The 25,688-nt window shown below is 59.8% G+C and carries 26 protein-coding genes and 1 riboswitch; of the genes, 19 read left to right on the top strand and 7 right to left on the bottom strand.

Translation table 11 applies throughout. The features are described from left to right. Positions 1 to 76 precede the first annotated feature (76 nt). The 6 genes from A9Z00_RS00930 to nrdI form a co-directional block, all read right to left on the bottom strand. Entirely contained in the window at positions 77 to 220 is a 144-nt protein-coding gene (locus A9Z00_RS00930; RefSeq protein WP_296973365.1) for a hypothetical protein, read from the bottom strand. Between the two features lie 113 nt (positions 221 to 333). Beyond that, entirely contained in the window at positions 334 to 1,170 is an 837-nt protein-coding gene (locus A9Z00_RS00935; protein ID WP_296973368.1) for a carbohydrate ABC transporter permease, read from the bottom strand. A gap of 534 nt (positions 1,171 to 1,704) precedes the next feature. Next, positions 1,705 to 2,628, bottom strand: coding sequence for a LysR family transcriptional regulator (locus tag A9Z00_RS00940; RefSeq protein ID WP_296973370.1), 924 nt, complete (start codon positions 2,626 to 2,628; stop codon positions 1,705 to 1,707). A 21-nt stretch (positions 2,629 to 2,649) separates the two neighbouring features. Beyond that, the gene (gene nrdF, locus A9Z00_RS00945; protein ID WP_028107667.1) at positions 2,650 to 3,615 is read right to left on the bottom strand and encodes a class 1b ribonucleoside-diphosphate reductase subunit beta; all 966 of its coding nucleotides are present in this window, start codon (positions 3,613 to 3,615) and stop codon (positions 2,650 to 2,652) included. After that, complete coding sequence (gene nrdE, locus A9Z00_RS00950; RefSeq protein WP_296973379.1) at positions 3,603 to 5,693, bottom strand: class 1b ribonucleoside-diphosphate reductase subunit alpha; 2,091 nt, start codon at positions 5,691 to 5,693, stop codon at positions 3,603 to 3,605. The genes nrdF and nrdE overlap by 13 nt, the downstream gene beginning before the upstream one ends. Continuing rightward, on the bottom strand, positions 5,665 to 6,513 hold the full coding sequence (gene nrdI / locus A9Z00_RS15860; protein ID WP_483316243.1) for a class Ib ribonucleoside-diphosphate reductase assembly flavoprotein NrdI: 849 nt from the start codon (positions 6,511 to 6,513) through the stop codon (positions 5,665 to 5,667). The genes nrdE and nrdI overlap by 29 nt, the downstream gene beginning before the upstream one ends. Continuing rightward, positions 6,472 to 6,649: riboswitch (cobalamin riboswitch) on the bottom strand. It overlaps the preceding gene by 42 nt. 231 nt (positions 6,650 to 6,880) lie before the next feature. On the opposite strand from nrdI, the gene metE reads away from it, so the two are divergent. Both metE and A9Z00_RS00970 read left to right on the top strand, forming a co-directional pair. After that, positions 6,881 to 9,166: a 5-methyltetrahydropteroyltriglutamate--homocysteine S-methyltransferase gene (metE, locus tag A9Z00_RS00965; RefSeq protein WP_483316244.1), complete on the top strand. Its 2,286-nt coding sequence runs from the start codon at positions 6,881 to 6,883 to the stop codon at positions 9,164 to 9,166. Between the two features lie 665 nt (positions 9,167 to 9,831). Beyond that, positions 9,832 to 11,091, top strand: a complete 1,260-nt coding sequence (locus A9Z00_RS00970) for an outer membrane lipoprotein-sorting protein (protein ID WP_296973391.1) — start codon at positions 9,832 to 9,834, stop codon at positions 11,089 to 11,091. A gap of 100 nt (positions 11,092 to 11,191) precedes the next feature. Here the strand turns inward: A9Z00_RS00970 and A9Z00_RS00975 are convergent, their stop codons facing one another. Next, complete coding sequence (locus tag A9Z00_RS00975) at positions 11,192 to 12,466, bottom strand: DHA2 family efflux MFS transporter permease subunit (protein WP_367188947.1); 1,275 nt, start codon at positions 12,464 to 12,466, stop codon at positions 11,192 to 11,194. On the opposite strand from A9Z00_RS00975, the gene A9Z00_RS00980 reads away from it, so the two are divergent. From A9Z00_RS00980 to gatC, 17 genes are all read left to right on the top strand, one after another. Beyond that, entirely contained in the window at positions 12,436 to 13,083 is a 648-nt protein-coding gene (locus A9Z00_RS00980) for a TetR/AcrR family transcriptional regulator (RefSeq protein WP_296973394.1), read from the top strand. The genes A9Z00_RS00975 and A9Z00_RS00980 overlap by 31 nt on opposite strands. Positions 13,084 to 13,193: 110 nt before the next feature. After that, positions 13,194 to 14,378, top strand: a complete 1,185-nt coding sequence (gene alr, locus A9Z00_RS00985) for an alanine racemase (protein ID WP_296973396.1) — start codon at positions 13,194 to 13,196, stop codon at positions 14,376 to 14,378. Positions 14,379 to 14,533: 155 nt separating this feature from the next. Next, positions 14,534 to 14,797: a CopG family ribbon-helix-helix protein gene (locus A9Z00_RS00990; protein ID WP_483316245.1), complete on the top strand. Its 264-nt coding sequence runs from the start codon at positions 14,534 to 14,536 to the stop codon at positions 14,795 to 14,797. Positions 14,798 to 14,800: 3 nt separating this feature from the next. Continuing rightward, a complete protein-coding gene (locus tag A9Z00_RS00995; RefSeq protein WP_296973403.1) occupies positions 14,801 to 15,151 on the top strand; it encodes a type II toxin-antitoxin system PemK/MazF family toxin in 351 nt (116 codons plus the stop codon). Positions 15,152 to 15,415: 264 nt separating this feature from the next. Further along, entirely contained in the window at positions 15,416 to 15,679 is a 264-nt protein-coding gene (locus tag A9Z00_RS01000) for a CopG family ribbon-helix-helix protein (RefSeq protein WP_296973406.1), read from the top strand. Between the two features lie 190 nt (positions 15,680 to 15,869). Beyond that, the gene (locus tag A9Z00_RS01005; protein ID WP_296973409.1) at positions 15,870 to 16,607 is read left to right on the top strand and encodes an SAF domain-containing protein; all 738 of its coding nucleotides are present in this window, start codon (positions 15,870 to 15,872) and stop codon (positions 16,605 to 16,607) included. After that, the gene (locus A9Z00_RS01010; protein ID WP_296973411.1) at positions 16,604 to 17,440 is read left to right on the top strand and encodes a P-loop NTPase family protein; all 837 of its coding nucleotides are present in this window, start codon (positions 16,604 to 16,606) and stop codon (positions 17,438 to 17,440) included. Before A9Z00_RS01005 ends, A9Z00_RS01010 begins: the two co-directional genes overlap by 4 nt. Beyond that, complete coding sequence (locus A9Z00_RS01015; RefSeq protein WP_296973413.1) at positions 17,440 to 18,948, top strand: ATPase, T2SS/T4P/T4SS family; 1,509 nt, start codon at positions 17,440 to 17,442, stop codon at positions 18,946 to 18,948. Before A9Z00_RS01010 ends, A9Z00_RS01015 begins: the two co-directional genes overlap by 1 nt. Further along, the gene (locus tag A9Z00_RS01020; RefSeq protein WP_296973414.1) at positions 18,918 to 19,886 is read left to right on the top strand and encodes a hypothetical protein; all 969 of its coding nucleotides are present in this window, start codon (positions 18,918 to 18,920) and stop codon (positions 19,884 to 19,886) included. Before A9Z00_RS01015 ends, A9Z00_RS01020 begins: the two co-directional genes overlap by 31 nt. A 14-nt stretch (positions 19,887 to 19,900) precedes the next feature. Continuing rightward, positions 19,901 to 20,803: a hypothetical protein gene (locus tag A9Z00_RS01025; RefSeq protein ID WP_296973416.1), complete on the top strand. Its 903-nt coding sequence runs from the start codon at positions 19,901 to 19,903 to the stop codon at positions 20,801 to 20,803. 29 nt (positions 20,804 to 20,832) lie between these two features. Then, positions 20,833 to 20,982 (top strand): hypothetical protein, encoded by a 150-nt coding sequence (locus A9Z00_RS01030; RefSeq protein WP_296973418.1) that lies wholly within the window; start codon positions 20,833 to 20,835, stop codon positions 20,980 to 20,982. A gap of 16 nt (positions 20,983 to 20,998) precedes the next feature. Next, positions 20,999 to 21,424: a hypothetical protein gene (locus A9Z00_RS01035; RefSeq protein ID WP_296973420.1), complete on the top strand. Its 426-nt coding sequence runs from the start codon at positions 20,999 to 21,001 to the stop codon at positions 21,422 to 21,424. Positions 21,425 to 21,601: 177 nt separating this feature from the next. Beyond that, complete coding sequence (locus tag A9Z00_RS01040) at positions 21,602 to 22,090, top strand: hypothetical protein (RefSeq protein ID WP_296973422.1); 489 nt, start codon at positions 21,602 to 21,604, stop codon at positions 22,088 to 22,090. Between the two features lie 371 nt (positions 22,091 to 22,461). Further along, the gene (locus tag A9Z00_RS01045) at positions 22,462 to 23,676 is read left to right on the top strand and encodes a M24 family metallopeptidase (RefSeq protein WP_296973425.1); all 1,215 of its coding nucleotides are present in this window, start codon (positions 22,462 to 22,464) and stop codon (positions 23,674 to 23,676) included. Between the two features lie 281 nt (positions 23,677 to 23,957). Then, entirely contained in the window at positions 23,958 to 24,335 is a 378-nt protein-coding gene (locus A9Z00_RS01050) for an ATPase (protein WP_296973428.1), read from the top strand. A 184-nt stretch (positions 24,336 to 24,519) separates the two neighbouring features. Continuing rightward, entirely contained in the window at positions 24,520 to 25,308 is a 789-nt protein-coding gene (locus A9Z00_RS01055; RefSeq protein WP_296973430.1) for an SDR family oxidoreductase, read from the top strand. Positions 25,309 to 25,391: 83 nt separating this feature from the next. Continuing rightward, positions 25,392 to 25,679, top strand: a complete 288-nt coding sequence (gene gatC, locus A9Z00_RS01060) for an Asp-tRNA(Asn)/Glu-tRNA(Gln) amidotransferase subunit GatC (protein ID WP_296973433.1) — start codon at positions 25,392 to 25,394, stop codon at positions 25,677 to 25,679. Positions 25,680 to 25,688 lie beyond the last annotated feature (9 nt).

A 25,688-nucleotide genomic window follows, 5' to 3' on the forward strand; every position in this document is an offset into this window, starting at 1 on the left:
GCCTGGAGTCCATGGCGCAACTTGCCGGCAAAACCGTTCAACCGCTAGAACCAGTGGCTGTATTACAGAAGTAAAATTAGGTGTACGTCTCTATAGCGGAATTTCCACCACTTGACGGGACACTATCCGCGTTGCCCGCGTCTTTCTTGCCGCAGGCCGCCAGCAGGGAGACAAGAAGCATCAGCACGAGCGTCATGATCCAACTTTTCTTGGTTTTCATCGATGGTTGACCTCCTGTTTGAGTTTCCTTTTGGGTTCATGCATAAGCCGGACAGCAAACTTTCACCGGTTGCCCATCACCCCTTTCACGGGCCATTTGGCGGCGGAAATTCGTCAGCCTTTAACGCCCGTCAGCGTCACGCCCTCGATGAAGTAGCGCTGGAAGAAGAAGAACAGCACAAGCGTCGGGAGCATGACGAGCAGGGAAGCGGCCATCATGACGTTCCAGCGGGTGCCGTACTGCTGCTGGAAGCCCCGCAGTCCGAGCGCCAGCGTGAAATCATCGGGATTGGACAAATAAATCAGCGGCCCGAGGAAATCGTTCCAGGTCAGGGTGAACGTAAAAATGCCGAGGGTGGCGAGCGCCGGCATCGACAGCGGCAGGAAAATGCGCCACCAGGTGTACAGTTCGGAGCTGCCGTCCATCTTCGCCGCTTCGCTCAGATCTTTCGGAATCGTCAGGAAAAATTGCCGCATCAGGAAAATGTAAAAGGCGCTGCCGAAGTAATACGGCACGATCAGCGGCAAGTACGTATCCACCCAGCCGAGTTTCTTGAACAGGATGAACAGCGGAATCATCGTCACTTGTCCCGGAAGCATCATCGTCGCCAGGAAAATGACGAACCACACGTCCCTCCCCGGCCAGCGCAATTTCGCAAACGCGTAGGCGACATAGGACGAGGACAGCATCGCCCCGATCATCGACATGACCGTGATGAACACCGTGTTCAGGGTGTACCGGAAAAACGGGAACGTCTCCACGGCTTTCCGGTAATTGTCCCAGTGGAAGGTTTCCGGAATCCATTGCGGCGGAATCTGGAACAGTCCGGTGTCCCCCTTCAGCGACGTGGAAAGCAGCCAGGCGAGCGGCATGATAAACACGATGCTGCCCGCAATCAGCAATCCGTAGACGAGAACGCGCCGTAACAGCTCGACGGTTTTCATGGACATGTTTGGATCTCCCCGTTGTATCCGTTTCCAATTGCTTTCAGTGTAAACCCGAACCCGCCCGGCGGTCTTTTGGGATAGAAGTCGTTTTTTTATAATTTGGAGACATGGTGAAAACCAAAAAAGTCCGGTTTCCCGGACTCGCGCCAATCGGCAGCGGTTACAAATGACAAATGGGATTGGGCCGCCAGAACCCTACAAGAAAGGAGCCTTCGTCCGGCGGTTCCCCGCCCGAGGCTCCTTGCCGTATGACCCTTACGCTTGATTGAGAAAACCTTCCAGGGCGATGGCCGGCCGCATGTCGGCCTGCCGGCATGCGGTGTAAACAAAACGAAGAGCCGGGCCTTCCCATAAGCGAATGCCTGGCTCGGTTCTTTTTTAGAAAAAGACTGAATAGCAAAATCCACAACCTCATGCGGTTGTGGATTTGCATGGTGGAGGCGATCCGTGGTATGGCAAATCCACAATTCATCAATCCACAAGCAAGCTTTTTCCAGTTGCTTTCATCCCTGTCTCCAATGCGTGAAACTTTCACCCTCAGCTCATCAGCGAGTATCCGGCGCGGACAATGACTTTTTTCAGTTGAGCCACATATTGTTGTGCGAGATTGCTCAAGACGGTTTTTTGATTCACAATATAACCGATCAGCATGTCCTCGTCCGTCCGAAGCCGCACGGGCTTGATCAGTCCTCCGTACACATCCTGGTTCAGCACTCCGGAACTGATCGTATATCCGTTCAGGCCGATCAACAGATTGAACAACGTCGCGCGATCGCTGACTAGTATCTTTTTGCGATAATTTCTGGTGCTCAAAATTTCTTCCGCGAAATAAAACGAGTTATACTCGCCTTGTTCGAACACGAGACAAGGATAATCGTCCAGTTCGTCCAAATCCAGCATCTCCCTGTCGGCCAGAGGGTGGCGGGCACTGATGAACACATGGGGCTTTGCGGTAAACAACGGATGAAATTTAAGATCATGGTCCCGCAGCAACTTGTAGATGACTTTCCGATTGAACTCGCTTAGGTACAATATGCCGATTTCGCTTCGCAAATGGCAGACATCTTCAATAATTTCATGCGTCCGTGTCTCCCGCAGCGTGCATTCATATTCATTTTCGTCCAGCGATTTCAACAGCTCCACAAACGCCTGAACGGCAAACGCATAATGCTGGGTGGAGATGGAGCAAAGTTTTCTGGACGGTTTCTTGTTCAAATACCTTTGCTCCATCAGTTCGGCCTGTTCCACCACCTGGCGGGCATAGGACAAAAACTCGACACCTTCGCTGGTCAGCGCGATTCCCTTGGAAGTACGCAAAAAGATTTCAATGCCGAACTCTTCCTCGATTTCTTTCACCGCATTGGACAAACTCGGCTGCGAAATGTACAGTTGTTTCGCTGCTTCGCTGATCGAACCGCAATTCACGATGGCGAGAATATACTTGAGCTGCTGCAGTGTCACACGATCATCACCTTTTCATCTTCAGAAACGGAACGTTTCATCGGTGATGGGAGCCACTTTGGCCACCGCGTAGGTCGAGCCTTTCTGCGAGAAGAAATCATAGGTCGAGCCTTCATTCCGGATGCCGTTCATGACGATCGGATTAATCTCCTCATCGGGAAACATCGTGTCCATCCCGAGATTCATCAGCGCCTTGTTGGCATTGTAACGGACAAAGCTTTTCACCTCGGGACCGAGGCCGGTTTCCGCGTACACGTCATTCGTATATTCCAGCTCATTGTGATACAAATCAAGCAAAAACTCATAGCCCCAGACCGTCAGCTCCTCTTTCAGCGAATCCGGAAATTGCCTGAACCGCTGCTGCGCGAAAAATCCGACGGCCACCCCGTGGATCGACTCGTCCCTCAAGATGAGGGAAATAACCTCCGCGCTGTTGCGCAGCATTCCTTGGCCGCCCAGGTAAAGCGGATAAAAGAAACCGGAATAAAACAGGAAAGACTCCAGCATCACCGAAGCAAACATCGCTTTCCACAGGGAAACCGGGTCGTCTTCCCGAATCGAACCATACACATCACTGATCCGGTTCGCCTTGTATTGCAAATAGTCATTGCGCTTGATCCATTCAAAGATGGCATCAATTTCACTGTTTGTGCACAACGTGGTGAAAATATACGAATACGATTTCGCATGGATCGCTTCAAAGGAGGCGAACACCGTATACAACGCCTTTTCCTGCAAGTCGGGTGCGCAGCGGGCAATTTCGTTCATGCCGACGTTCGTCTGAATCGTATCGAGCAGCGTCAGTCCGGCCAATACCTGCTTGTACGTCTCCTGATGTTCAAACTGGCTCCACTGCTTCACATCTTTGCTCACGGCAATTTCTTCCGGAAACCAGATCTGTCTCCATTGCTGATCCCAAAACACCTTCACCAGATCCTGCCCATGGCGGTTCCAGTTCACCGCTTCATATCGCTTCAGATTGAGCATGCCACACACTCCTCAATCGTTTGCAGCCGCTGCCGCACATAATAGACCGATTTGATTCCTTTCATCCACGCATAGATATACAGGCGGGCCAGACGTTCCGTCGTCCATTGATCGGTTACGTACAATGTCATGGAAATGCCCTGATCCACATGCTTTTGCGCCGCCGCGTACAGATCCACCATCCGGTACTGGTCGATTTCATAGGCTTCCTTATATAAGTGCATGTTCTCATCATTCAAAAACGGCATCGGATAAATGGTGCGGCTGTCGGCGTAATCGCGGATTTCCACCCGTTCCGTGATCGGCGCGATGGAAGCCGTGCAGTTCCGGATATAGGAAATGCTGCCCGTCGGAGCCACCGCCAGCCGGTAGGCGTTGAACAGGCCGTGCTCCATGACCTGCTCCTTCAAATCCGTCCACATCTGTCTCGTAATAAGCGGCACCTTTCCCAACGCGCGCAGCACGGCATCCGGCAACTTACGCTCTTCTTTGTTCACATACCGTTCAAAATAGGTCCCGTCCGCATAATCGCTCTTTTCAAACCCATAAAAGGTCTCCTTCCGCTCTTGAGCAATTCGCATGGATGCAAGGAGCGAGTAATAATTCAGCGCCTCCATGAACGCATCCACAAACAGAATGGACTCCTCCGACCCATACTCCAATCCTTGCGAAACCAAATGTCCGTGCAGATTCATTACCCCGAGCCCGACGGAGTGCATGAGCCGGTTGGCCTTGCTGACGGACGGCACATTGCGGATGTCGGTCATGAGCGAAACGTTGGTGAGCAGCCGCATGGCCGTATCCACGAGCGTTTCAAAATCCGTCCGCGTCGCCTGGTGAATGTCCAGCGAGCCGAGATTGCAGGATGCGTCCATGCCGTATTCGTTCCCGACGCCGTGGTCACGGATGACGCTCGTCTCCTGGTATTGAAAAATTTCCGTGCACAGATTGGACATTTTCACCCGTCCCAATTTGCGCAAGGGGTGCTGAGCGTTGACGTTGTCATCAAATATTTCGAAGGGGTACCCGGATTCAAACTGGGCCTTTTTGATTTCCGTATACAGTTTGCGAGCGTTGATCCGTTTCAGCTTGCGAATGTTCGGATTGTCCAGCAGCTCGTAGTACATGTCGGTCATGCTGATCTCCGACATCCGTTTGCCATATTCCTTGTAGATATCGTATGGACTGAACAGCACGATATCCTTGTCCCGCTTCATCAGCTCGAAGAAAATGCTCGGCACTATAATACCCGTGGACAAGGTCTTCAGGCGGATTTTTTCGTCGGCGTTCGGTTTTTTGGAGGAAATGAAGTTTTCGATGTCGCCGTGGAAAATGTTCAGATACACGACGCCCGATCCGTTGCGTTGGCCGAGCTGATTGGAATAGGAAAAGGCATCCTCCAGCAGTTTGGCCACGGGCATGACGCCGCTGGCGCGGTTATGAATGCCCTTGATCGGATCGCCGAGCGGACGGATATCCGTCAGATTGACGCCCACTCCCCCTCCCAGCCGGGACAATTCCAGGCAGTAGCCGATATTGGCCGCAATGCTGTTCATCGAATCGTCCATCGACAGCTTGAAGCAGCTCACCAGCTCGCCGCGCGCCCGCCTGCCGCTGTTCAGCATCGTCGGCGTCGCCGGCTGGTAGGCCGTCATCATCGCGTCGACGGCACGCTCCGCAAGCTCCCGGTCGCCGCGGGCGAGATAGAGGGCGGTGATCGCGATGCGGTCCTCGTACCGCTCCAGAATCTCGGACCCGTCCCGGCTCTTCAGCGCATAGCCGTCGTAGAACTTGCTCGCGCTCATGAAGGACGGAAAACGGTAATTGTAGCTGTATGCCCGTTGGAATAGCTTTTCGATAAATGCCATGTCGTACTGTTCCAGAAATTCTTTCTCGTAGTAGCCCTCTTCAACGAGATAGCGGATTTTTTCTTCCAGATCGATAAAATAGCGCATTTTCACGTTGACATGCTCAAGGAAATACCGCCTGGTCGCTTCCTTGTCCTTGGCAAGATCCAGTTTGCCCGTGCGGTTGTAATGGTGCAGTACCTCATTGTTGAGTCGCAAATACGACTTCATGCCGGTCTGCGCTCCTTTCTTCGATTTGTTCCCGGTAAAATCGCCGGATTGCTTCGTAGTCGGAAGGAAATCCGCGCAGCTCCATCTTTCTCACCAGCGGAATATTCCATTGCGCCGCCAGCGTGTCTCCGGCCCGGCAGAAGTTGTAATGGCCGAAATTCCGGTTGCCGCTGACCGCAACGCCCCGGCAATATTTTCCGTTTCTGTCCATGAACCGTTGCACGATGGGCGGCACATCCCCCAAACCGTCCGTATAGGTCAGAAGAAGGAAAGGTTCCCCGATCATCGTATCCTCGCCGATTTCGATGCCCGGCAATTGCAGTTGCGACAAAATGTATCGGACATTGCCCGTGCGGCTGGCATAAGCGATCATCTGTCGGCAACCCCCAGCTTCTCCATGATGTCCTCGGTGCGGATCCAGAACTCGCCGTCGGATTCCAATACCGGCACCGTCATGATCCCGGCCTGAACGAGCCGCTCCCTGGCCGCTGCGTCGTGATCGATGTTGACGATTTCCACTTCTTTGCCTGAACGCTGCACCTCGGATTTGATCCACAGGCATCGCGGACAGACGGTTTTCGTGTACAGTTTCATGGGGAAGCTCCTCCTTTTTCTGTGTAGATAGCAATATAAAAAGCATCCTCTCCCGAGGATGCTTGAAACGGCAAGTACAAGGCATGAAGATGATCAGCGCGCCCGCCGAAATCACGACGACAAGGCGTGTCCGGATCACATCCGCACGTGCGAGCCGCTCCTTATCCCAATCCCCGAAGAAAGGAAACGCTTGATTGGTCAGGCAGGTCTCCTGGCTTCGCTTCATCCTCCCGTTCCCTTCCCATGCATGCCGCACAGTGGATGCGAACGTTCGTCGGCGTTACAGTTGCGGGGACAGCTCCGGATTTGCACCGGCTTCCCTATTAAACCGCCTTCGCAGTACCTGACCAATACGCACCTATGAAGTTGTATGGAACGATTTCATCCTAACACATTCTTCACGCAAACACAATATCTTGTGTCCATTCGTCATTCACCTTCAATATATCGATTTCATGCTGGTTTTTGTATCTACGATTCACCGGGCATTTTCGCCATAGAAAAAAACTATGGTCAGCAATCAGAATTGCGTATTTCCCGATACCCCGTCCCGCTCGCTATAATCTGGTGTAAAAAACAAGACCCGGGAGGGAGTGAGGACCTTGCTGACGTCTGTCATCGGCTACCCGAGAATCGGGGCTTCAAGGGAATTGAAGTTCGCCGTAGAGAAATATTTCAAAGGCGAGTCGGACCGTGAAGAGTTGAACCGGGTTGCCGCCAACCTCCGAAGCGCGCATTGGAATGTGCAAAAACATCACGGGATCGATTTCATTCCGTCCAACGACTTCTCCTATTACGACCATGTGCTGGATACGGCCGTGTTGTTCAATCTGATTCCGGAGCGTTACCGTGCCCTGGAACTCGATCCTCTCGATACCTGTTTTGCGATGGCAAGGGGGTATCAGGGGCCGCGGGGCGAGGTGAAACCACTGGCCATGAAAAAATGGTTTAACACCAACTACCATTACCTGGTGCCGGAGATCGAAGATTCCGTACAGATTCAGGTTGCCGGCAGCAAAATATTCGACGAGTACGAGGAAGCCAAGCGCCAGAAGTTGGAAACCAAACCGGTGCTTGTCGGCGCCTTCACCTTGCTCAAATTGGCCAAATTTACCGGGCGCAAGAAAGCGGAACATGTCATGGCCGACATCGTCAGGGCTTATCAGGATCTCCTGAATCGGCTCGGGAAACAGGGAGCCCGGTGGATTCAACTGGATGAGCCGTATCTGGTGACCGATTTGACGCCGGAGGATATCCGTATGTTTACGGAACTCTACCGTCCGCTGCTGTCCGCCAAAAGAGAGGTGAAGGTGCTTGTCCAAACCTATTTTGGTGATGTGCGTGACTGCTATGAAACGCTTCAGATACTCCCCTTCGACGGCATCGGACTGGATTTCGTGGACGGCACCCAGTCCCTGTCACTTCTTAAGCAGTATGGTTTTGCCAAGGAAAAGACGTTATTTGCAGGAGTCATAAACGGCCGAAACATCTGGGCGAGCCGCTACGCCGATGTACTGCAGACGATACAAGACATTCAGCAATTTGCCCAAAATGTCGTCATCGGACCGTCCTGTTCCTTGCTGCATGTACCCTATTCAATCCAGCGCGAGACCCGGTTATCGAAGGAATATACCCGTTATCTTGCTTTTGCCGAAGAGAAACTCCGGGAGTTGTCGGAACTGAAACGAATTCTGTCCGACGGCAATCCGTTGGAGACGGAGTGGTATAAACATAATGAAGAAAGGTTTGCGGGCGTGCGCTGCGAACCGGACAAGGAAGTCCGGGCAAGAGTGGCCGCTTTGACGGATCGCGATTTTACCCGTTTGCCGGAGCGACCGGAACGGAAAGAGATCCAGAAGCAAAAGTTTCATTTTCCCGCGCTCCCGACCACCACAATCGGATCTCTCCCGCAAACGCCGGATGTCAGGGCCGCTCGGGCGGCCTGCAGGAAAAAATCCATTTCTGAAACGGAGTACAAGCAATTTATCTTCGACAAGATCAGGCAATGCATCAGGCGCCAGGAAGAAATTGGCCTTGATGTGCTTGTGCACGGCGAGTTCGAACGGAACGATATGGTTGAGTATTTCGGCGAATGTCTGGAAGGTTTTGTGTTTACCGAAAACGGTTGGGTGCAGTCGTACGGGACCCGGTGCGTCAAGCCGCCGATTATCTGGGGAGACGTCCGCCGATCCCGGCCGATCACCGTCGAATACGCCGTATTCGCCAATCAGCTGACGAACAAGCCTGTCAAAGGCATGCTAACCGGTCCCGTGACGATTCTGAACTGGTCGTTTCCCCGGGAGGACCTGTCTCCGAAAGAAACGGCTTTCCAGATTGCGCTCGCCATCCGCGATGAGGTGCTGGACCTGGAAGCCCATGGCATTGATATTATTCAAATCGATGAAGCGGCGATCCGGGAGAAGCTGCCTCTCCGCAAGTCGGATTGGTATGAACAATACCTGAGCTGGGCGATCCCGGCTTTCCGGCTCGTGCACAGCGGCGTCAAGCCGGAAACGCAGATTCATACCCACATGTGTTACAGCCAATTCGGTGACATGATTCGGGAGATCGATGCCATGGATGCGGATGTCATTACCTTCGAAGCAGCCCGTTCCAATCTGGAGATCGTTGATACGCTGAAGGAGAGCGGTTTTCAGACCAATGTGGGACCGGGCGTCTACGATGTCCATTCTCCCCGTATCCCGGATGTGGACGAAATAAAGCAAGCCATTCGGAGGATGGTCCGTACACTCGGTTCCGATGGCTTGTGGGTGAATCCGGATTGCGGATTGAAGACGCGGGGAGAAGCCGAGACATGGGCAAGCTTGCGCAATCTCGTGCAGGCAGCGGTCGAAATCAGAGCTGAATTGCATTCATAATCAACGAATCCGTTAAACGTCATAGGGGCTTTTTGAGGAGAATGATCGTAATGTAATTCTCCTCTTTTTTCTTTTTTAAGACACTTCGGCAGTGTACGAATGCGAAAATTTTGAATACCAAGTTCATTCTGACGCCTGAAGGCGTCAAAGTTACCGTTGTAAACGAAGACGGCCAAGTTGTGGCCAGGCTGTACAGGAAAAGCGGTGAATGGGAAGAGCAGTAGCGAGATTGGCCGTCATCGTTTCAGGAAGCCGCCGCCGCAAAGTTCGACGAGCTTGTGCGGCTTCCCGCTGTACACCGGCAGGCTTGACTTGCCGCGCGGCGGTCACTTGCGTGAAGCAGGATCATCCCCCAAGGGGAACCCGTTTGCGGGTTCCCTTTTTCCATGCCCGGCCATACAAACGCGCGCTCGGCTCATGGGATGGTTGTAAACGATTTCGCGGCGCCGTTGTTTGCGCCATGTTTGCAAGGCAGGGGGTGAAAGGGCGTTCAGCGTGGGTTTTCGGCGTGTACACCGGCGGTTCCCCGTGGCGTGTACATGCCTTCGCTCGCGGTTCTTCCGGCTTCCAATCCCTCTCAGGCTCGTCAAACCCGTCCGCATAATCGGCCAAGTCCCCTCATAGACATGTTATCAGTCAGAAACCACTGTAGAGGGGATGATCCGATGCGTCGCATGATGCGGGCGGCGGCCGTCGTCCTGTGCGTCACCCTCGTCCTGGCGGGATGCGGGAGCAGGAGCGCCGAGTCGGTCGTAAAAGACCTGAACGGCGTGCTCGACGGTCTGAAGAGCTATCAGGGGAAGGGCACGATGACGCTGCATACCGGGCAGACGCCGCTCCAGTATCAGGTGGAAGTCTGGTACAAAAAACCATCCTATTACCGGGTCGCGTTGACCAACGCCGCCAAGGACATCACGCAGATCGTGCTGCGCAACGACGAGGGCGTGTTCGTGCTGACCCCGAAGCTGAAGAAGAGCTTCCGCTTCCAGAGCGACTGGCCGCAAAATCAGGGACAGGTGTATCTGTACCAGACGCTCGTGCAGAGCATCCTGCTCGACAACTCCCGGCAGTTCGCGATCGACAAGGATTCGTACGTGTTCGACGTGATGGCGAACTACCAGAACGGTTCCCTGGCGCGGCAAAAAATATGGCTCGATCAGAAAACCTACGCGCCGCAGCGGGTGGAAGTGAGCGACGCGAACGCGAACGTGTTGGTCGAGATGACGTTCGATCAGTTCCGGTTCGACGTGGCGTTCGACGAGAAGGCGTTCGACATGAACGCGAATCTCGATACCGCGCAGCAACCGGAACAGCCGGATGAATCGACGGACGCGCCGGGCCGTGTGGAGGATGATGCGCACGGGGTTCACGGCGATCAGGACCGGTCCGCGACGGATGACGCCGCGCCCGGGTACAATCCGGACGAGGCGGCGGAGGGAGCGTTGCCCGGCGAAGACGGGGATGGCGCAGGGACGGATGTGCCGGCAACCGGTGAATCGGACGGACTTGAAACGGATGAGCCGGTGACGGATGAGGCAGCCGGAGACCAGGCGGACGAAACGGCGGACCGGGTCGCGCCGGCGGACGATTTTGTTCCGATGGAACCGTCCTATTATCCCGAGGGCGTCGCGCTCAAGGACATCACCGACGTCACGCTGGCCGACGGCAGCAAAGGCGTGCTGATGCGTTTCACCGGAACGTACAATTACACGCTGTTCCAGACGAAGCCGAAGGACATCGACGCCGCGCTCGTGCCGGGCGTCATGCTCGACCTCGGCCACACGTGGGGATTGCTCGCGGGCGACGTGCTGCAGACGCTCACCTGGACGTACCAGGGGTACGAGTACCGGCTGACGTCGGCCGAATTGCCCGAGGACGAGATGGTGAAGATCGCCCGCTCCGTGCTGGAGGAGATGGAGAAATGACCCGCATGCCGCCGCGGCATTCCGAAAGGCCGGGAAGATCGCCGGCATCCTGGATGAAAGCGTCCGGGATGGTCGCGATCTTCCCGTTTTTTTTGTCCGGTCATGCCCGGACCGTTGCCTTCGCTTTGTTCGTCAAGAGCAAGGCAGGGACGGCCATCGCCGCGGTCAGCACGGTGGCGACAAGAAAGCCGGTGTGATAGGCGGCGGCCTCATGCGGGAGATCGGGAACGGCTTGCCGCAACTTCAGGGCCACGACCGTCGCCAGTACGGCGGAACCAAAGGCGCCGCCGATATTCTGGATAATGCGCGTGGCGACGCTTGCCTGCGGAACTTGAGGGCCGACGAGCCCCGTATAGGAATCCGTCATGACCGGAATCGTGATGCCGCCGACGCCGATTCCCCGAATGAACAGCGCAAGGCCGATCAGCCAATCAGGAACGTCCGGCGGAAAAAGAATGAACGGAACGGTTCCCGCGACCGTAATGGCCGTGGCGGCCAGGACAACCCTTCGGGCTCCGATCCTGTCGGTGAGCGTTCCGATCACGGGTCTCGCAAGCAGCATGCCCGCACCTTGCGGAAGGAGCGCAAGCGCGGCGGAAATGACGGAGTCGTGCCGGACATTCTGGAAGTACAAAGGCAAGAGCAGCATGGCGCCGTTCGTCCCGAATCCGGCCAGGAACAAGGCGATGACGGACCCGGTGAAGCTTCTGTATCGGAACAGGCCGAGGGGCACGATGGCAGCCGCGGGACGGACACGGGCGTAAACGATATAGGCGATCGTCAAGATCGCGCCCAGCGCGATAAAGCCGATCGAAGCCCTGCCGCCGGAACCGCCGCCTTCCGCACCCCGCGTGATCCCGTATATGAAACTGGCGGAAAGTCCGCCCAGCAGCAGAATGCCGGTCCAATCCAGCGCGGCGCGTCTGTTGGCGGCGGGAAACCGCGGCAATTTCATGGAAATGAACGCCAGGGCGACGATCCCGATCGGGACGTTGATGTAGAAAATCCAGCGCCACGAGACATATTCCACGAGCAAGCCGCCGGCAACCGGACCGAGAATGGGGCCGAGAATGACGGGCAGACCCACGATGGCCATCAATCGTCCCATTTGATCCTGTCCCGCGGCTTGTACGAGCAGCGTCGTCAGCAGGGGAATGATCAGCCCGGCGGCGCCCCCTTGCACAATGCGGAACGCGATCAGACTTTCGATGTTCCAGGACAGCCCCGCCAGCAGGGAACTGAACAGGAACAGCAGCTCCGCGAAGAAATAGACGGCTTTGCCCTCAAACCGCTGAACCAGCCAGCCGGAGTAATGATTGCAGCATCGTTCGGGAGGAAAAACCTTTGAAAGCGGAACGCAGACGGGGCGAGGAATTGGAAAAGACGATTCTGGATGCGGCGTACCAGATCATCGAAACCTACGGATACGAGGAAATGACCTTTCAACGCGTTGCCCGACAGGCGCGCACCAGCCGAACGGTCCTTTACCGCTGGTACGAAACGCCCGTTGATTTGCTGCATGCCCTGGTCCAGTACAGGTCCACCCAAGCGATGGGCGGCAGGATGATCGATTTGTTCCGGGACCAGGGAAGCCTGCGCGCCGATTTGCTTGAGGTCGTCGGTATCTACCAGCGGTTTTTCGACGCCGTCGGCCAGAAGCTGCTGGGTGCCGTGATGACCGAATTCAACAGGAATGTTGAACGTTTCCGGGACTGGTTTGAGCAGGCGCCCAACAGCAACAGGAGGATCATGAAAATCGTGGAGGAAAATGCCAAACGGCGCGGAGAAATCAACCATGACTTCACCGAGTTGCAAATGCGCCTGCCCTTCGATCTTCTGCGTTTCGAAAATGTGATCCGCCACAGGAAGATCACGACGGCGTATTTGACCCGTTTGGTGGACGAGGTGCTGCTGCCGGTTTTCTCCCGAAACGGCGCAGCGGTAAACGGTCAAATTGCGGAGCAAATCAAACCAACCGAAGGGAACGAATGACCGCCCGGTTCGGAACGCGGATCAGGGCGCCGCCTTCCGTTTGACAGTCCGGGTTCGAACCGTATACGATAGTTGCATGGTTTGGGAGTTCGAAACGAAGGTGAACCCGGATGGACAGCTATTATAGACCGACCCGTGCGGAGATTTCGCTCGACGCGCTCCGGCGGAACATCCAGGCGTTCCGGCGGGCGCTTCCGCCCGGAACGAAGCTGCTCGCTTCCGTGAAGGCGAACGCCTACGGACACGGCGCCGTGGAGACGGCGCGCGAAGCGGTCTCGGCGGGGGTCGACATGCTCGGCGTCGCGTTCCTCGACGAGGCGGTGCAGCTCCGCCGCGCCGGGATCGGGGCGCCGATTCTCGTGCTCGGGTATGTGCCGCCGGAAGGCTACCCGCTCGCCCGCGAGCTGGACGTTTCGATCGCGCTGTTCCGGGAGGACGCGCTGGAAGCGGCGGCCGCGGGGCCCGGAGCGAAGCCGCTTCGCGTGCATGTCAAGGTCGACACCGGCATGGGCCGGCTCGGCGTGCTGCCCGGCGAGGAGGCCGTGCGCTTCGTCGAGCGGGCGCTGCGCACGCCGGGCGTCGAAGTGGAGGGGATGTTCACCCACTTCGCCCGCGCGGACGAGGCGGACAAATCCTACACACGCCTGCAGTACGAGCGATTCTGCGAAGTCGCGGAAGCCGTGCGGCGGCGCGGGCTCGAGGTGCCGCTCATTCATCTCGGCAACAGCGCGGCGGGCATCGACACGCCGGAATGGGCGGGCGACATGCTGCGGCTCGGCATCGGCATGTACGGCCTGTACCCGTCGGAGCAGGTCGGGAAGTCGCGGGTCGAGCTCGAACCGGTCATGACGCTGAAGACGGAGGTCGTCATGACGAAGATCGCGCCTCCCGGATGGGGCATAAGCTACGGCACGCGCTACGTGACGCGCGGCGAGGAGCGGATCGGCACGCTGCCGATCGGTTACGCGGACGGCTACAGCCGGATGCTGACCGGCAAGGCGCACGCGCTGGTGCGCGGCGTGCGCGTGCCCGTGATCGGCACGATCTGCATGGACCAGTGCATGATCGCGCTGGATCCCGCGGATCGGGCGGAGGGGTTCTCCGGTCCGGTCGAACCCGGGGAGGAGGTCGTCCTGATCGGCCGGCAGGGCGGCGAGATCATTGCGGCCGAGGAGATCGCGGCCATGCTTGGCACCATCCATTATGAGGTCGTCTGCATGATCGCCGCCCGGGTGCCCCGGGTCTACATCCGCGGCGGACGGGTCGTGGCGGTGACGAACGGACTTGCCGGATGACGTTCTGTCGTCCGGCTTTTCGCGTCCCGGCGGCATTTCCGTGTTTCCGCAGACATAGATATGGGTGTATAATCGAACCAGGGCGGCGGCATACTTGTAAGAGGCTGGAATGGAAAAAGCCCGGAGGTGCGACGGATTTGGCCGATCTGCGGAACATGAAACGGATCATGATCAGTCTGCCGGATCAACTGCTCAGGGAAGTGGACGGGATCGTGGCGCGTGAACATTCAAACCGCAGCGAATTCATCCGCCAGGTGATGAGGCTCTACCTCGCCGAACGGAAGAAACGGCAAATCCGTGATTCCATGCAGCGGGGATATCTCGAGATGGCGCCCATCAACCTGCGCATGGCCGCCGAGGCTTTCCAGGCGGAGGAAGACGCCGACGATACGCTTGGCCGTCTCGTAAGCGGGGTGTGAAGCGTGATCGTAAAACGGGGAGATGTATTTTTTGCAGATTTGTCGCCGGTGGTCGGATCGGAACAGGGCGGCGTGCGTCCCGTGCTGATCATCCAGAACGACATCGGCAACCGGTTCAGCCCGACGGTGATCGTCGCGGCGATTACGGCGAAGATCCAGAAGGCGAAACTGCCGACCCACGTCGAACTCAGCGCGAAAGAGCACGGTTTCGAACGGGATTCCGTCGTGCTGCTCGAGCAGATCCGCACGATCGACAAGCAGCGGCTGACGGACAAAATTACGCACCTGGATGACGAGACGATGAAGAAGGTGAACGAATCGCTTTCCATCAGCGTCGGACTGGTCGATTTCTGACATGCGGCGGAATCGACGGACGTTCGCGGGACAATTGCATGAGGCGCTTCGGGGCCGTGGAAATCGGTTCTTTTTTTGTATCCGGACATGGAAAAAGATGTAATACTCAGGAATGAATTACCTCGCAAAATTGTGCCGCGGACGAAAGGATTTGCGTGCCATGGGGCGAATTGTACTCTTGATAGCGTGCGCCGCGCGGCGGGTTGCGGCAAAGCGCGGCCGGAGAGCAGCGGAGGTGCGTCACTTTTGTCAAGAGAGCGCAGAATGAAGCGGATCACGGTTCATATGCCCGGATCGCTCTTGAACGATATGGATGCCGTTGCCAGGCGGGAACGGCGAAGCCGCGGCGAAATCATCCGCCGGGCCGTCACGGAATGGCTGCGCGAGCGGAACGTTCGACATCGTTCGGAATCGCTGAAACGCGGCTATCTGGAGATGGCGGGCATCAACCTGATGATCGCCTCCGAAGCGTTTCATGCGGAAGTCGACGCGGACCATACGCTCGACCGCCTCGTGTCGGGCAAATGATCGTTCATGGGGCTCGCGGGCTCTTTTGAATGTGCAAAATGTCGTGATATGTAGACAGATAAGTAATAATTTGCTAATATAGGAATCACCGACAATTCCATATTTGGTCTGCGACATGCGAAGAACGCATGCGAGAGGGTCGTTTCCCTTTTGCTGCGTTCTTTTTTGTTGCAGGCGGAAAGGAGACCCGATGAACAGACGACGGAATCTCGCGATCAGCGCGGCCGCCGCGGCCCTCTCCGGCGTGCTGATCTATTGCATCCACGAGCTGCAGCTCAGGCAGATCGAGCTGCAGGAGACGGTGCGGGTCGTCGCGTCGGTGCGGTTCATTCCCGCGGGCGAGCGGCTGACGGGTGACATGCTCGCGATGAAGGCCATTCCGAAGGCGTCCTTCATGCCGGGCATGGTGACCGACATGGACGCGGTCATCGGCATGGAGACGGTGGTTCCGCTCGGCCGGGACGAGCCCGTGCTGAACTGGAAGCTCGACCGCTTCCGGCTGTTGCCGAGGCGGGGCGAGTCGACGTTCCAGATTCCGAAGGAGTACATTCTGTCCGTGGCGAACGGGCTGCGCGCGGGGGACAAGGCGATGATCTACGTGTCGGGGGAGTCGGTCGAATCCGGCCGCCTGTTCCCGGAGCCGGTGACGGTGGCCGCCGTGAAGACGTCCGCGAACCAGGAGATCGACGACCTGCAGCACACCGGCCTCGTGTCCCGGGCGAGCGGCGACTACGAGCAGTTGTATCTGGCGCGGCGGGACGCGAACGGCGCGATCGACGCCGTCAACCTGAACCTGACCGAGGAGCAGTGGCTCCGCATCGACAATCTGTGCCGGAACGGCAACGCGAAGCTGGTCATCGCCTACGTGCCGGATGCTTACGAGCGCGCGGCCCTGGGCGCCGGCGAAGGGGAGGTGAAGGCGTCGTGAACCGGGGTGCGCTCGTCACCTTCACCGGCACGACGCCGAACATCGGCACGACGGTCAGCGCCTTCGCCGCCGCCTGCCGGATCGCGGAGTACAGCGGGCAGCCGGTCGGCTATCTCTGCCTCAATCTGAAGAGCGCCAAGCTGCACCGCTACGTCCGCGTCGAGCGGCCGGAGCTGTCGCTCGACCGGATGCGCCCCGAGCTGAAGGCGGGGACGCTGTCGCCCGAGCGCCTCAAAGCGGCGGCGTTCCGGCCGGCCGGCATGACGAACCTGTTTATCTGTTTCGGCAATCTGCTCAGGGACCAGGCCGAGTTCTACGAGCCGGAGGAAATCGGGCATTTGCTCGACGCCGCCCGGGAGGCGTTCCGCCTCACGATCGCCGACGTGAGCGCCTATTGGGACAACGCCGCGACCATCGCCGCGATGCTGGCCGCGGACAGCCGGGTCGTCATCACGACGACGGCGCTGTCGCATTTCCAGGAGGACGGACAGCGCTGGTTCGGGCTCGCGCGGACGCTGTTCGGCATCGATCCGGGCGATTGCGACGTGGTCATCATCTCGACGCCATGGAGAAACGGAGGGTTCAGTGTGAAAGACGTGCACAGGGAAACGGGGCTTCGACCGCTCGGCAAAATGCAGATTACGGAATCGCTCCTTGCGGCGCTTGACAACGGCGCGCTGCTGGACTGGCTGCGCGCCGACGACACGGGCCGGAAGGCGATGGACGAGCCGGCCCGGCAGCTCATGAACCGCCACGGCTTGCGGTTCGGGCGCGGCATCACGCAGCAGCCCTGGTACCGCCGGCTGCTCGCCCACAGGAACGGTGTCAGTTGATGGGCGGCGCGGAACAGTCGAAACGGAACGGCGGTGAGCAGACGGCATGGAACGGCGGAGGATGTTTGACGGGAGACGATCCGGAGCGGAACGGCGGAGAGCGGGCGATACGGCAAGGGGCGGATGCGGTGAACCGGAACGGCGCGGAAGTTGTGAACAGCGCGGGAGCGGTGAAACGGAGGGTTGCGGAGCGCGTGCGGTTTTCGCCCACCGAATACGCGGCGAAGCTGAGGCTTGTCATGCCGGAAGGAGCGGGAACGGAAGACGGACCGCGCGACGCCGGCGGAGAGGAGGCTTTCCGCCGGCTGGTTGAAGACATGCGGGCCTACCTGGCGGCGCCGCAGGGGATGACGGAGGAACAGCGGCAATCGTACGGCGAGCGGCTCAACCGGGCGGTGCTCGGCTTCCCGCAGGAACGGGCGGAGATGCTCGCGGTCATCCGGGAGCGCCTCCTGCGCAGACGGATCCATCGGATCCCGGGCTACCACCATCCGTACGGGAGCCTCGCCGAAGCGATCTTCGCCGAGGTGATCGGCCTGAACGTGCTGGAATTGATTCTGGCGAAGAGGGAAGGCCTCGAGGAGATCCAGGTGGTCGGCACGCGCATCTACGAGGTGCGGAACGGCCGGGCCGTGCCTTCGGTGCACCGGTTCCGGTCGGTCAAGGAGGTCGAGCGGATCCAGCAGAACCTGGTGCTGTTCAACAACGACCGGATCAGCCCGCGCAAACGCTGGGCGGAGGTCTCTTTGAGCGACGGATCGCGCGTGACGATGACCGGATTCGGCTACACCGCCGAGCCGACGCTCACGATCCGGTTCTACACGGTTCGCCATTTCCGGCTGGAGGAGCTGTGCCGGCCGGAGTACGGCACGATGAACGAGGCCGTGATGCGGCTGCTCAGGAACGTGCTGGAGCGACGCTACAATCTCGTCATCATCGGGCCGACGAACTCGGGCAAGACGCATCTGATCAAGTCGCTGATCGCCGAACTTCCCGACGAGGAACGCATCGTGACGATCGAAGGACGGTTCGAGCTGATGCTGCGGAAGACGTTCCCGGAGAAGAACGTGATCGAATACGAGGCCGACGAGGAGGATCCGCTGCACGACTCCGCCCAGGCGTTCAAGCTCGCCCTTCGCCAGTCGCCCCAGCGCATCATTCATGCCGAGATTCGCGACGAGGACGCGAACATGTACGTCCGGGCCTGCACGCGCGGTCACCGGGGCAGCATGACGACGGTTCACGCCAATACGCTCGAGGACGTGCCGGAGACGATTGCGGACATGTGCATGCTCGACGGACGTGCGGTCGACGACCATCGGCTCATCCGCCGCATCACGCGGCAGGTGACGGAGGTCGGCATTGAGATGCGAATCGTCGGCGGCAAGCGGCGGATCGTGCGGATTGGCCGGTACGAATGGCGGCCGGACGGCCCGCATGTGCGGGATTGGGCGGTCTACGATCCGGAGCGGGACGATTGGATCATCGCCCCGGATGCGCCGTGCTGAGTCCGGACCGGATGCTTGCCCTCGCGACGGCGGCGCTGTTCCTGCTTGCCTTCACGATGTTCCGAAGCCTGCTGGCGGTGGCGGCCGCCCGCTCCGACGCCGTGTCCCGGCTCAAGCATCGCCGGCGGAACGGCCTGATCGTCCGGGCGGAGCGGAAACTCCGGGCGATCGCGTCCGGGCCGACGGAGCGGCTCTCCCTCCTGCTGGAGAGCGCCCGTGCGGGCATCGGTCCGGCGGCGTTTCTCGGACTGTCCGTGCTGCTGGCCCTGACGGGCGGTGCGGCGGGAGCGCTCGCCGTCCAGACCGTGAAGGGGGCGGTTGTCGCCGCCGCGCTGTTCGGCGGGCTGCCGTACGTCGTCGTCCGGATGACGCTGATGAACCGGCAGATGAGAAGCCGGATCGATTTTCTGCCGGCCGTGGAGCTGTTCTATCAGAGCTACCTGTCGACCGGCGGCCGCCAGGTGAAGATCGCGCTCGGCCGCATGGTTGAGGAGCGGCGGCTCACCGGGCCGCTGCTGCCGGTGTTCGAGCAGCTCTATATCAACCTGTCCGTCAGGGGAGACGACGAGGCGAGCCTGCGCATCTTCTCGGCGGCCGTCGGCCATGTCTGGGCGGACTACTTCGCGAATCTGCTGCGGGTTGCGCTTTCGGACGGTGTGCCGATCGCGGAAAACCTGAAGGAACTGATCGGCGACATGCGGCGGGCGGCGCGGGCGGACCAGCAGGAGCGGAACCGGCTGCTCGAGATCCGGATCGCCAACTTCTCGCCCATCCTGTTCCTTGCGCTGTTCATCGGCATCAATCTCCGCTACAACCCGGAAGGAGCCTGGCGGTACTACGTGCTCGATCCGCACGGTCGAGACATGCTGCTGAATGCGGCGGCGCTCATCTTCGCCTCGTTCCTGATGGGTATCTGGCTGTCGCGCCGAAGGCTGTGAAGGAGGGATGACGCGTGTTGAATGATCCGTCGATCGTACGGGCTTTGTCCGCCCTGCTGCTCACGGCGCTGTTTCCGCTCTGCGCGCTGTCCGTCTCGGCGCTGCTCCGGGCGCTCACGTGGCGCCGTCCGCGCTGGGTGCATCTGCCGCTCGAGGAAGACGGGCCGCCGCGGGCGCCGGACTGGCTGCTCCGGATAATGGGTCTGAGCCGCGGCGGGCAGGCGTTTCTGACGCGCGAATCGCTGCTTGCGGGATGCGGCTTCACCCATGATCCGGCCTGGTACATGATCGCCCGGCGGATGGCGATGCTGCTCGGCTTCGCCGCGATCGTCTGCGGGGCGGCCTTTCCCGAATACCTGCCGGTTCTGCGCCATCGCGTCTTCTGGCTGCAGGCGGCGGGAGCGGCGCTCGCGGCCTGCGCGCTGTACGACCGGCCGCTGCTCGAAGCGCTGCGCAAGATGCGTTCCGAGCTCATCATGCGGGAAATTCTCGCCGTCAGCAAACAATTGCTCTACTTCGCGGGCGCCCCGCTGCATCTGCATGTGAAACTGACGCGCTGCCTGCCCTACACATCGGTCATCCGGGCCGACATGCGGCGGATGCTGGCCGAGTGGTACCACGACGCGGGGGAGGCGATCGCGCGGTTCAAGCGGCGCGTCGGCACTCCCGAAGCCGACAGCTTCGCGGAGACGCTCGAAGCGCTGCGCCTGCGCGAAGACGAAGCGTTCTATGCGCTGCTCCGCGAGCGGATCGCCGATTACAAGGCGAGGATCGAGCTCGGCCGCGAGAGCCGGAGGGAGGCGGCGTCCTATGTGCTGTTCGTGCTGGCCGGCGTGCCGATCCTGTATCTGTTCCAGATCTTCCTCTATCCGTGGGTACAGGAAGGCCATCGCCTGTTCCAATCGCTCCAATCCTGAAATCGATCATGCCGAAAGGAGTGGCTTTCATGCGCAACATTCTCATGACGGTCATGATGCTCATCGTGGTGGTGGTGTTGTTCAACAACATCATCGCGGAACCGAACAACGGCACGAGAAAGCATATCGAGACCATTGGCGGCAACGCGAACGAACGGATCAGAACGTTGAGCCCGTGAACGGAGATGCGGGCGGATGCGCTCGATTCTCACATTCGTGCTGTTCGCCGCGATGCTCTGTTGGCTGATGTTCGCGCCGATCTACAAGCATGTGTTCATCGTCCGGCAGGCGGTTCTCCAGCAGGAGGTCGACTATCTGCTGGAGATCGGCGCGAGCGGCGCCTACGGTTATATCGACGCCGCGATGATCGCCGCTTCGCGGAACCGGCTCGCATCCTGGGGACTTGATCCCGCGAAGCTGATCTACGAGGTGACCACGACGTCGGGCGCGGACGCGACGAATCCGCTGGCTCCGGTCAGGAGGGGAACCGGCATCGTGCTGACGATCCGGTATCCTTACGAGCGGATCTTCGAGATTGACCGGCTGATCGGCATCACGCCGCCGGACGAGCACACGCTGATCACCGCCACGGGCATGAAGATGAGCGAATATGTGCCCTGACGGCATGCATGCCGGGACCGTGCGGCTTGCCGGACGGTTCGCATGCCGGCGGGCCGATTGCATGCGGACGGTACGTGCCGACGGCGGCCGGCGCCGTCCGATCAGACGCGGAACAGGGGGGATGCGGAGACGGGCGCTTCCATCCAATGACCGAAAGGGGGGAATGAAGAAGGACGCATGCACAAACTGCTGCTGCTGACGCTGATGGCGGCGGTATGGGCGATGCTGGTGGCGCTGCAGGTCGACGAAGAGATGTCGATCCGAACCCTGTTCGAGGCGAAGCGGGCAGTGAACCGGGCCGCCCATGCGGCGGCACAGCAGGTGGACGAGGACGCATTGGCCGCCGGCGTCGTGCACATCGACGAGGCGGCGGCGGCATCGGCCGCGCTGCGGTACCTGCAGACGAACCTGCGGCTGGATTCGTCGCTTGCGCCGCTGCCGGGCTCGATGCTGCGCGATCCGGTGGAAATCGCGGAGCTGCGCGTCGTAAACGGAAACGAACATTTCCCGTACACCTACCGGAACGAAGTCTATGACTATGAAGTAACGCTGCGGCGCCCGGGCGTCATTCTCATCGTGCGGGTCCGGTATCCGCGCGGCTTCAGCGTGATGGATCCGATCGAGTGGTATGTGAAGGGCTCGGCGGAACTGGTGCTGCCCGTCTGAGCGATGCTGCCGCTCACTTCCCCTTGCTCGGCCGGGCGCCGCACTTCTCTTTCCGGCCATAATCCCCCTCGCTCCTCTTGGCGTCGCGGCGTCTCTTTTTGGCCTTGTCCCCTCCGCTCGTCCGGACGCCGCGGCGCTTCCATTCGACAGATCCCCTTCGATCATCCGGGGCTTCGGTTGTTTTCGAACCTATCTCCGGCGGCTCTCGTTCACGATCTCATCCGGTTTGCTCATCCGGATGACATTCGGGAAAGCCGACACGCCTCCGGGGCGCACCGCGAACAGGTTGTTTGACATGCGGGAACATTTTGACAATCGGAATGCTTCGGGTGAAGATTAATCTCGGAGAAACGTACGGAGGAGGCCGTATCATGGAACATGCGCTGCCGGCGGGAGAGACGGAAAAGCGGATCGGGAAGCTCCGGGATCGGCTGCGGGAGGCCGGGCATGCCGGAATGCTCGTCTCGCAGCATACCGACCTCTATTATCTGACCGGCACGATGCAGTCCGGCTATCTGTTCGTGCCCGCGGAGGGCGAGCCGGTGTTCTACGTGCGCCGGAGCGTGGCGCGGGCGGAGCGGGAGTCGGGCGTCCGGGTCAAGCCGCTCGGTTCGTTCCGGACGTTCGGCGCGGAACTGGCTGCCGATTTTCCCCGACTGGCCGACGGAGAAGGGCGCAAGACCGTGCTCACGCCGTTGGACGCGCTGCCCGCACAGCTATATCTGCGGCTGGCCGAAGCGCTGCGCGGAATCGGAGCGGAACTTGTCGACGGATCGGCCGTGATGCGCCGTCTGCGCATGGTGAAGTCGCCGTACGAGATCGGCCGGATACGGGCGGCCGCGCAGGTTGCGGCCGAGGCGCTGGACATGACGCTGCCGTTGCTGCGCGAAGGCGTCACCGAGCTGGAGTGGATGGCGGCGTTCGAATACGAGATCCGGAAGCGCGGCCATATCGGGACGATGCGGATGCGCGCCTACAATATGGAGGTGCTGACCGGCATGGTCGGCGCCGGAGAGGCGGCGGCGGAGCCGTCGGCGTTCGACGGACCGGCGGGCGGCCGCGGACTCGGACCGGCGGCGGCGCAGAGCGTCAGCCGGCGGCCGTTCGGGCGCAATGAACCGATTCTGCTCGACATCGGCTGCTGCATCGACGGATACATCATCGACCAGACGCGCACGGCGGTGATCGGCGAGTTGCCGGACGATCTCCGCGCAGCCTTTGAAACTTCCATCCGGATCATGCGCCGCGCGGAAGAGCTGCTCATGCCGGGCGTTCCGGCGGAACGGGTGTACGAGGAAGCGCTGCGCATGGCGGACGAGGCGGGGCTGGCCGATCATTTCATGGGTTTCGGCGCCGACCGGGTACGGTTCCTCGGCCACGGCATCGGGCTCGAGGTGGACGAATGGCCGGTGCTCGCCCGCGGTTTCGACATGCCGCTCGAACCCGGCATGGTCATCGCGGTGGAGCCGAAGTTCACGTTTCCCGGGAGAGGGGTCGTAGGCATCGAGAACAGTTATGCCGTTCAAGCCGACGGACCGCCGCTTGCGCTGACGCTGACGCCCGAGCGGCTGATCCGGCTGCCGTAAGGAGCCCGGGAGCGAAAGGGAAGGCAAGAAAGATCATCGAACCGGCCTGCGGACGGACGTCGGGCGGCGCGCTGCGCAGAAAAAGAAAAATGCCGTTGCCTACGGGTCGGCAGCCGTGCTCAAAAACGGATGATCCGCATACACATATGCGGGGGAGTTCTTCTTCCCGGGATTTGCATACCGGTCTCTTTTTGAGTAGGATAGATTTATAGGGAGCGGCAGGCCGGAATACGGTTCATGCGGCGGCATGCCGTGATGCGCAGCGAGAGGGGCGGTGAGCGATGTTCAAGCTTGGCCAGAAGGTTATAGTCGTTGCGGATCATTTCGAGCAAAACCTCCCGATCGGCGAGTACGGATATATCATTGCGTATGACCGGAATGCGGACAATGCGTTCGACTACGTCGTCCGCCTTCCCAAGGTGAACAAGAACGTGTTCGTTCCGGCGAGCGACATCGAGGCGGAAGAAGTGATCCTGAAGCGGGAAGCCGAGCGCGTGGAGCGCGAGATGCTCATCGATTACGCGCTGGCGACGCACAATGAAGAGCTCTTCCGCAAAATCATGAACGGCGGAGAGACGGAAACCCGCGAAAGCACCGGCAAGGAAGTGCAGAGCCGGGAAGACTTCATCCGCCAGGTGAATCTGAAAGCGTGGATATGACCGCGCAGCAGAGCGTTCGCCGGCCCAATCCGGCGTTTCCGGTCGAAGAAGGACTCCCACGAGCGTTCCGGCGCCGTGGGAGTTTCTTCTTGGCCGGCGGAAACGGGCGCGGGCTTTCATTCGCGAATGATCGTAAGGTATAATTTTCAAGGACCATTCTGGCGGATGGGGGCTTGCGACGGACATGGATCTCGGACTGGCGGGCAAGGCGGCGATCGTAACCGCGGCAAGCCGCGGGCTCGGCCGCGCCTGCGCGATGCGGCTGGCGCTGGAGGGCGCGGATGTCGCGATCTGCGCCCGCGACGAGGCGGAACTCCGGCGAACGGCGGAAGCGATCCGCGAGGCTTCGGGCCGCGAGGTGCTCGCGATGCGGGCGGACGTGTCGCAGGCCGGCGATATCCGGGCGTTTGTGGAAGCGGCGGCGCGGCGTTTCGGCCGGATCGATGCGCTGATCTGCAACGCGGGCGGGCCGCCGTCGGGCCTGTTTCTGGACATGACGGACGAGCACTGGGAGGCGGCGATCCAGCTCAACCTGATGAGCGTCATCCGGCTGATCCGCGAGACGGTGCCGCACATGCGGCGCGCGGGAGGCGGGCGGATCGTGAACATCTCTTCGGTGGCCATCAAGCAGCCGATTCCCGGGCTCGTGCTCAGCAACACGCTGCGGGCCGGTCTGCACGGTCTGGTCAAGACGCTGGCGAACGAGCTCGCGCCGGACGGCATTCTCGTCAACACGCTCTGTCCGGGGCGCTTCGAGACGGACCGCATCGTGAACCTGGACCGCGCGTCCGCCGAACGGGAAGGCGTTTCCGTGGAGGAAGTGCGTCGGCGCGCGGAGTCGTTGATTCCGCTCGGGCGTTCGGGCGATCCGGAGGAGTTCGCGCGGTATGCGGCCTTCCTCGCGTCGCCGGCGAACAGCTACATGACCGGGCAGGCGATCGTCGTGGACGGTGGACAATGGCGAGGCGTGTGAAGGATGAATGAATTGTGCGGCCGGCGGCCGTGCGTTATAATGGAAGGAATTGATCGGACGAGAAGGAGGCTCTGGCAGAAGCGATGAGCATTTCGATCCGGGATGTCGAGCACGTGGCGAATCTGGCGCGGCTCGAACTGACGGAAGAAGAGAAGGCGAAATACACGGAACAGCTCGGCGCGATTCTGGCTTACGCGCAGAAGCTGAACGAACTGGATACGGAAGATGTCCCGCAGACGAGCCACGTCCTGCCGATTTCGAACGTGATGCGGGACGATGTGCCGCGGCCGTCGACGCCGATCGAGAAAGTGATGCTGAACGCGCCGGACGAAGAGGACGGACAGTTCCGCGTGCCGGCGGTACTGGAATAGGAAGAGGAG

The sequence above is a fragment of the Thermobacillus sp. ZCTH02-B1 genome, from assembly GCF_002159085.1.
Lineage (GTDB): Bacteria > Bacillota > Bacilli > Paenibacillales > Paenibacillaceae > Thermobacillus.